This window comes from Clostridium sp. SGI.024 (assembly GCF_050315195.1).
GTDB lineage: Bacteria > Bacillota > Clostridia > Clostridiales > Clostridiaceae > Clostridium.
This window is the reverse complement of record NZ_JBNPON010000093.1, coordinates 1-8,429: the sequence shown is the minus strand read 5'-3', so window position 1 is coordinate 8,429 and position 8,429 is coordinate 1. Positions and strand designations below refer to the sequence as shown.

Sequence of the window (8,429 nt, the reverse complement as noted above, 5' to 3'; positions counted from 1 at the left end):
TTTATGAATGTAAAATGTAAAATGTATAATGTAGAATTATTGATGTAATTTGAAACAAATTACTAAAAATTTGTTTATTTCAGAAACTCCCTAAGGAGTTTCTTCTTTAATTTTACATTTTTCATTCTTCATTCTACATTTTTCTAAGCTACTACAAATAGTCCAACTAAATATAGAATATTTATTAAAATTCCTACTGCAATTGCTCCAACTGGACCTACTGCCATATCTACTATTGGTTTCTTTGAAGTCTTGTTTAATACATATAAGCCGATTACTACGAATAATCCAAATCCTGGTGCCATAGCTTGTGCTGCCATCATACCACCTATTAATAAAGCAACTTCTAGAACTTTACTCATAGCTGTTCTTATGTTATCTCCACATTTTCTTACTCCTGGGAACTTGTCCATTAATTTAGCTAGTCCATCTAAGAAGAAGATTTCTAAAGCCATAACTGCAGCCCCTACTACGAAAGCTAATATTGGGTTTCCTATTAAGAATCCAACTACGAATACAAATGTCATACCTGCTGGTGCATAAACCCCAGTAGAAATTGCTGTTGTAGCTACTAGTGGAATAAATCCTATACCTCTTGCAAATGCAGTCATAGCTGCTTCAGTGTTCTTTCCTTCTGCTAAAAGATTTAAGCTTATTGGGTCTCCAGCTAATAAGCTAAGGCTTGTTGCTGCTGAAATTAATCCACCCATTACTGCTAATAAAGGTAAGTTCTTTTTAATTCTCTTAACTCTATCTTCGAAGATTGCTGCTAAATCAACCTTTGGTGCATTTGGATCTGGTTTTTCTTGAACTGCAAATATAATCATAATTATCATACCAGCAAGTAAAGCCATACCTTCTTTATCTAATGTGATTTTTGCACCATTTACAGTAAATACTCCGTATATAGCTGTTATTTGTCTAACTATTAAAGCAACTATTCCTGTTAATAAACCTTTTTTAGTTCCAAATTGATAAGCAACAACTAAAGCTGGGAATACTGCAAAAGCAACTGTAATTGGTGTTCCAACTTGTTTTAATGGTTCTAAGAAGTTAATTGGTAAAAGTGCAAATAAATCAACTATAAATTGTAATCCATAAACTATACCTATTCCATAGATAGCTCCTACTACCCCTGAAATAATTACCCCTTTTTTACCACTTGGGCAGAAAGCACCTATAATATCTGTTCCTAATAAAATACTGTGAATTAAAATAATTGATGCAGCTATTGACACTGGAATACCAAAGCCAATAACTAATCCAAAACTAATTGCAAATGATGTTGCTGCTAAAGCCTTTTTATCCATTTTTCCATCTAAATATTCTGGAACGATTGGTCTATACCCATCATTGAATACGGCTACTCCTGTGTTAGATAATACTGCTGCTAGTGCACCTAAAAGTGCAACTACTACATATTGAAGATAATGCATATATAATTCCTCCCAAAATTTATATTTTTTATTTAAATTTAATATTTAACAAAACTTTCAATATCTCTTAATAACTTATCTTCTGTACAATACTTTTTTATCCAATTTTTAATATTAAAGAATATACTTAAGAATTACTGGTATAACTTCTTCAGCATGTTGTGCTGTAAATCCAAAGGCTTTTTTTCCTGCTTCTGCTTCAGACTTAATTTCTGATTCAGTTTTTATATGGCCAGGCATTGATACTGTTGCGCAATTGCCCATTCCAAGTAATGCTATTGCCATAGCTAAGGCACCACCGCCACCAGTATTGCAAGCTCCTAAGTAATAATCTGCACTTCCAGTCTTAATAGCCATAGCTGCTTCGATATCACTCTTAATTTCTATACTTGCTCTATCACCTGCAATTTTAGCTGTAATATCGGCAACTTTTTGCTTGTCTATTTGACCACCAATAACTATTCTTTTCATTTTAATTCCTCCATATTTAAATTATTTATGTATTATAAATTTGATTAATTTTAGGCTTGGGCTAATAGTGTACATACATGCATTACTAGGAAATTCATTTCTTCTTTTGGAATTTCACCTATAACATCTTTTAAATCCTTTACAAGATGCATAGACTCATTATATGTATCCTCTAATTTAAGAGATTCGAGTATTTCTTCATCAAGTTCATTTAAAATTTCATTATTATCTATTCTTCCTAAAGCTGAACATAAATGAGTAATAAACATTGAAGCATTTTCTTCAACAAGTTTTATATTTCTTACCTTATCAAAATAATCTATAACCTTTAGTACCTTATTATAGTTACCTTCTGATAACATTCCTGAATCCTTTAAAATATTTAACCTAGTAATTAGTTCCATAATAGACCTCCAATATACATTTTTTTGTATTTTGATATTATAAATACCTCTTAATATTGAGGCATTATCTTCTTTTCCATAACTAATCTTTGATATTTCTTTACATTTTCTACATTTAGTACTCTAGAGAAAAGTACTTTAACAATGGAATTTTCCTTACTTGCTATTATTACAGCTTCTGTATCTTTAATGTTATTACTTTCCCTTTTTAGAGGTAGAAATTTAATATCATCTTGCCTATCTTGGATATCATCTAAATTCCAGATAGCTACATCAATCTCGTTCTCCTTAATTGCAGTAATGAACTGACTGTAGTTTAATGTAACATATTGTACATCTAAATCTTTAAAATAAGTTTTAGTTAACATAAATTGATCTATTGAAGAAGTATCTATACCAACTCTTGTGCCATTAGTAAACTCTCCATTAAAATCCTTTGCTACTACTATAATATGCTCATTAACATAGCTAAAATCACCAAAAACTTTGACTATTTCAATATTTTTATTGTTTTCTAAATAATAATCTGCTGTTAATCTTGAAGTTACTGCAAAATCATACCTTCCATCTTCTAAAGCTTTTAATCTATGATTAGAGCCTCTCATAAAAGCAAGATTAGTATTTACTCCACTGTCATTTAAACATTTATAAAGTCCTGTTGCTAGGCCTTCATACCTCTTCGAATAAGGTAATGGCATTACTCCCACTAATGATTTTATACCTGTTAAATCTAATAGTTTTATATAGTCTATTTCCTTTATATATGTTCCAAGATGTCCCCTAGATTCTAATATTACAGCATTTTCTTCTTTTAAAAACTTTATTGCAGATTGAATAGTTCCCCTAGCTGTATCATATCTTTCAGCAAGATCTGCAACAGTCTTTATTCTATCACCTTTATTTAAAGGTAAAAATTCTACTGCTAAAGAAGTAATTGCAATTCCAAGTTTCTGCATAAGCTTACTTTGAACATTCATTTTATCACTCCCTAATTAATATACAATATTTTGTATATTAATATTAACATCTTATCAATATCTTAGCAATAGTTTTTAGAAAATTTTTCATTTTTATTGTCCCAGCAGAAAATCCACATGGGATTTTTGCTGGAAATATATCCTATAAGATTTTTTAAATATTCTTTAATTTTGAAACAAAAATTTCATAGTAAAATATATAAAGTATTTTACTATAAGCTAGAACTATTATTTTATCTTTTTCTTATTTAATAATAAGCCACCTACAACCATCAAGGAGCTCAACATAGAAAATACTGTACTAGATACAGAATCTCCTGTTTGTGGTAATGTTTCATTGTTGTTATCAGTTACTGTATCATCATTACCACCTGATTGTGTATCATCATTGCCACCTGATTCTGTACCATCATTACCACCTGATTCTGTACCATCATTGCCACCTGATTCTGTACCATCATTGCCACCTGATTGCGTATCATCTTCTATAGTACTATCACTATAAATAATTTGTCCATTTTCATCTTTAATTGTTATATTCAAATTATCTTCATCATAACTGACTTCCAAATTTAATATATTAGCAATAGGAATAATATAGTCATTTATAAAACTTTTTGCTTGCTCATTAGTTAAATGACTTCCGTTCAAAGCATTATTTTTAATTAAATTAACTAGTGCTTCATCTACTAATTTAGTAACTTCATTAACTTGATCATCATTTAATTCTACATTATCTTTAATTAAATAATTTTTAACTTTAGTTAAAAGATCTTCTTCTAAGTTGAATAATTTCCCATTATATTTATATGAAAAATTACTTAAGTGTTCTATTAAAGTAGTTTCTGAAGAATTTAAACCTGATGTAGCAGATACCGTATTAGTTAATAAAGTAAATGCTATCATCCCACTCCCTAATATACTATATATTTTATCCATTGATTCTACACCATTCTTTCATAATTATAATTTAAAAAATATTTTTTTCTAACCTTAATTTCTCAAAATACAATTTTCTGTATATTATTTATATCATGCTACATTTTCCTTTGTCAATCGTTTATAATAAAAATTTTTTTTATTCTGAAAATTTTTATAAAATTAAATGATTTTAAAATTTTCTATTGACAAATCATTCAATTTATTCAATAATAAAAATTATCAAAATACAATTTTCTGTATATTTATTAGATAACAATATACGGAGGTATACAAAGGAAATGAAAAAAATATTAGCACTTTTATTATCAGCATCTTTACTATGTGGATGCTCTCAATCAGTATTAAAGTCTACTGAGTATGATATGCATTTATCTTATAATGATTCTTATTTGACATCTGGAGAAATGGAAACAATGGAATCAAACGTAGATAAAGTATGGTACGAAACAATTAATACAGCTGGCTATGATCGTGGAAATGAAGGATGGGGTGCTGTTGCATTAGCTATTAAAGATGGCAAAATCATCTTTGAAAAAGCTTATGGATATGCTCACTATTTTGATGCTGATTATGAAGCAGAAGGTAGTACTTATGCTAATCCAGTTTATACTAAAACTGAAAACCCTCGTGAAATGACTACTGATACATTATTTGATTTAGCTTCTGTAACAAAGGTTATGGCTACTACACAATCAATTATGATTTTAGTTGATAGAGGATTAATTAGTGTTGATGACTATGTAAAAGATTACTTGCCTGGATTCGAGAAAAATGGAAAAGGTGAAATTACTATTGCCCAATTATTAACTCATTCTAGTGGTTTGCCTCAATGGGAACCTACTTTCTTATATTGCAATAATAAAGAAGAACAATTAGAGTACCTTAATAATTTAGAATTAGTAGAGAGTTTTAAAACTGATGGTTCTGAACCTAAATATTCTGACTTTAGCTTTATGGCTTTAGGCTTTATTGTTGAATCAGTATCAGGACAAGATATGGATGTATTTGCTAAAGAAAATATATACGGTCCTTTAGGCATGACTTCTACTACATATAATCCTTTAGAAAATGGATTTACTAAGGACCAAATTGCTGCAACTTCATTAGGAAATCCTTACGAATATAGAATGGTTGATGAAATAAATTACCCTGGTGTAGGATATGATTGTACTGATGATGCTGATGCTTTTGCTGCTTTTGATGGATGGAGAAACTATACATTAATCGGAGAAGTTAATGATGGAAATGCTGCTATGGGTGGACAAGGCGTTGCAGGTCATGCAGGTTTATTCTCTACTGCTAAAGATTTAGCAATTCTTTTACAAACAATGCTAAATGGTGGTGAATATAATGGTGTTCGTTTATATAGCGAAGAAACTGTTGAATTATTTACTACTAAACATACTAGTTACGCTGAAGCTCACAATGGTAGTTTATCTGAAGAATTTGGATATGGTTTTAAGTTAGATCAAAGCTGGATGGGAGCAACGGCAACAGAAGCAGTTTATGGACATGATGGTTTTACTGGTACAACAGTATTTGTAGATCCAGATAATGATTATATCTTTATTTGTTTATCTAATAAAATGCAAGCAGGATTTAGAACTTCTACTAGTAATTCTTATTATAATACAAATTCTTGGTTATCATGGAACATGAACCAAGCTGTTAAGGATGCTTTAGGAATTTAATATATTTAAGGAGCTGTTTTATCAGCTCCTTTCAGCTTATAATTTTCTCTTACCTAATCTATCTTTTCATCATCTATTCCTACGCCATTATCATATATTTAAATCTTTATTCTATCTACATATCTTATATTATTAATCAAAACATAATTCTTTAAATTTCTATTTTCTGTTCTATAGTAATAAATTCATCCCTTTCACTTATAGTATTTCTAATCATATTAATAAAGACATCTATTGTCCCTATAGCTTTCTCCTTGTCCCCTACAAAAAACTGTATCACATTTCATTTGATACAGTTTTTGAAAATTTATTATTTTCTTTTATATGTGAATTGATATATATACTTGTCTATTTCTTTAAAACTTTCCTATAGAACTTTAAGTGAGATAAAATATATTTTTCGGAAGTAAAATTTATAGCAAAGGTTCTATATGCACCCTTTTTTAAGGATTTATATAATTCACTATCTTCATAAAGCTCATTTATTCTTTTACTAAATGTCTTAATATCTTTTATAGGAACTAAATATCCATTTACTCCATTAATTATTTCTTCATTAGTTCCTGGTATATTAGTTGCAATTACTGGAACTCTTTGAGAAAAAGCCTCTAAAGGAACTAATGGAAGCCCTTCTATATGAGAGCATAATAAAACTAAATCTATATATTTTAAATGGTCTATTACATTGCTTTTCTCCCCAAGAAGGTATACAACCTCTTCTAATTTATTTTCTTTAATATAATTTCTTAAGTTTTCTAATTCTTCACCTTCTCCAATCAAGAAAAACCTTATATTTTTATTCCTTTCATTAACTTCCTTTGCTATATTAACAAAGTCATATATTCCCTTATAATCAACAACTCTACTTATTTGTGCTACAGTAAAAAAGCTTTTCTTACTTTCAACCAAGGCCTTATCTACACTTTTATTTTCTTCATTTATATCTACAGTATTGTATATTGTTGTTATTCTTTTTTTATCTAACCTACATTTATCAACTAATACCTTCTTTGCAGAATTACTAACCGAAATAATATCAATATTTTTAAGTGCTAATCTAGTAAAGAAATATTTATCTTCTATACAAATATGTTGGGTGTGTATGATTCTTACCCTTGTAAAAAATGAAGCAATCTTAGAAATAAATGTAGTTGTCCTGTGATGGCTATGAATTAAATGTATATTTTCTTTCCTAACTATTTTTATTATCTTAGCAATATTATACATTATACTGAAAACGTTATTTAAGTTTACATTTTTTATCTCATAATGCTTAACCCCTAGCTTAAGAAAATTAGGTAGTAATTTCCCACCAGAGCTTGCTAGTATTAGTTTATTTTTATTATTAATCTCTTTACAAAGCTTTAAAATACATTTAGTATCGCCAGCTATATGAGCTGAACTATTAATATATAAAATATTCAAACTAAACTTCCCCTTCTATAAATTTACTTTTTCATGAATTATATTAAATATATATTCATTGACTTCAGAATTCCTTACTCTTTCAAGAAAATTTTCCTACTTAAACCCTCTAATAAACTTAAATATTTCTCGTTTAAACTTAGATCTTAATATCTGATTCGGTTTTCTCCAGCTTCCTTCATAATGATGGACAGTATAAGTATTTTCTGTAATTAATGTTTCTTTCCATAGATGTTTTTTAGGATAAAAATATTCCTTTGGATAAATAGCTACCTCATTATAAAAATGTGAGACTTTGTTACGGATATCCTTATATCCAAGATACTTAGCAATTAAAGTAAGATGAATTTGAATTACTAGTTCATCTGACCTGTCCTTATAATCATCATAATTTAAGTTATTATAATACTTTAATACTTCAGAAATAAATTTATCATATTTATTACAACCCCAAATTCCAAAACCAATAAAGTAATCCTCTAATCCACCAAAGGAAGCATGATCTAATAAATTATCTAATGGTTTTATGACCTCCATATCTGTATCTAAATATATTCCACCATATCTATACAGTGCCCATAGCCTGCAATAATCTGATACAAATGCCCACTTTTTATCTTCATAAGCTTTCTTAGTAAATTCAAAGCCATTTATATTAAAGTTATCTTCATTCCATTCCATAAATTCATAATCATTTAAATGAATCTTCCATGAAGAAATACACTTTTCAACTAATTCAGGTTTCTTTTTACCACCAAACCAACAGTAATGTATTATTTTAGGTATACTCATAAGTTATTTCCCTCCTACAAATCTAGTACCTATTTAAATTAATAGGTTTATTATATTTATTTAAATCTATAAGTGTGACAATTTTCTCTACATCTACTCTAATTATTATATTCATTGGATTATTAGGAGTTACAAGTTACTATATACCTCTTAACTTTAGAAAACATATCTTATTACATTTTTAGATAATGTCTTTAATAAATTAGTAAATTCATTATCACTCCTAATAATATAGTATTTAAACTCCACTTTAATAATTAAAACATTATTCTTATTAGTATAATAAAAAAT

General features: G+C 28.4%; 8 protein-coding genes. 1 reads left to right on the top strand and 7 read right to left on the bottom strand.

What is annotated here, in order from left to right:
- Positions 1 to 143: 143 nt before the first annotated feature.
- The 5 genes from ACQRD5_RS16065 to ACQRD5_RS16045 all read right to left on the bottom strand — a co-directional run bounded on the left by ACQRD5_RS16065 (position 144) and on the right by ACQRD5_RS16045 (position 4,227).
- Entirely contained in the window at positions 144 to 1,436 is a 1,293-nt protein-coding gene (locus ACQRD5_RS16065) for a YhfT family protein (RefSeq protein WP_291631227.1), read from the bottom strand.
- Positions 1,437 to 1,550: 114 nt separating this feature from the next.
- Entirely contained in the window at positions 1,551 to 1,907 is a 357-nt protein-coding gene (locus ACQRD5_RS16060; protein ID WP_291631225.1) for a DUF2620 domain-containing protein, read from the bottom strand.
- 50 nt (positions 1,908 to 1,957) lie between these two features.
- Complete coding sequence (locus ACQRD5_RS16055; protein WP_291631223.1) at positions 1,958 to 2,311, bottom strand: PRD domain-containing protein; 354 nt, start codon at positions 2,309 to 2,311, stop codon at positions 1,958 to 1,960.
- A 50-nt stretch (positions 2,312 to 2,361) separates the two neighbouring features.
- The gene (gene yhfZ, locus ACQRD5_RS16050; protein WP_291631221.1) at positions 2,362 to 3,288 is read right to left on the bottom strand and encodes a GntR family transcriptional regulator YhfZ; all 927 of its coding nucleotides are present in this window, start codon (positions 3,286 to 3,288) and stop codon (positions 2,362 to 2,364) included.
- Between the two features lie 228 nt (positions 3,289 to 3,516).
- Entirely contained in the window at positions 3,517 to 4,227 is a 711-nt protein-coding gene (locus tag ACQRD5_RS16045; RefSeq protein ID WP_427747042.1) for an LPXTG cell wall anchor domain-containing protein, read from the bottom strand.
- 281 nt (positions 4,228 to 4,508) lie between these two features.
- On the opposite strand from ACQRD5_RS16045, the gene ACQRD5_RS16040 reads away from it, so the two are divergent.
- On the top strand, positions 4,509 to 5,921 hold the full coding sequence (locus ACQRD5_RS16040; RefSeq protein WP_291631216.1) for a serine hydrolase: 1,413 nt from the start codon (positions 4,509 to 4,511) through the stop codon (positions 5,919 to 5,921).
- Positions 5,922 to 6,269: 348 nt separating this feature from the next.
- On the opposite strand, the gene ACQRD5_RS16035 is transcribed toward ACQRD5_RS16040, so the two are convergent.
- Both ACQRD5_RS16035 and ACQRD5_RS16030 read right to left on the bottom strand, forming a co-directional pair.
- A complete protein-coding gene (locus ACQRD5_RS16035) occupies positions 6,270 to 7,346 on the bottom strand; it encodes a glycosyltransferase (RefSeq protein WP_291631215.1) in 1,077 nt (358 codons plus the stop codon).
- A 96-nt stretch (positions 7,347 to 7,442) separates the two neighbouring features.
- Complete coding sequence (locus ACQRD5_RS16030; RefSeq protein WP_291631214.1) at positions 7,443 to 8,138, bottom strand: glycosyltransferase family 32 protein; 696 nt, start codon at positions 8,136 to 8,138, stop codon at positions 7,443 to 7,445.
- Positions 8,139 to 8,429: the final 291 nt, after the last annotated feature.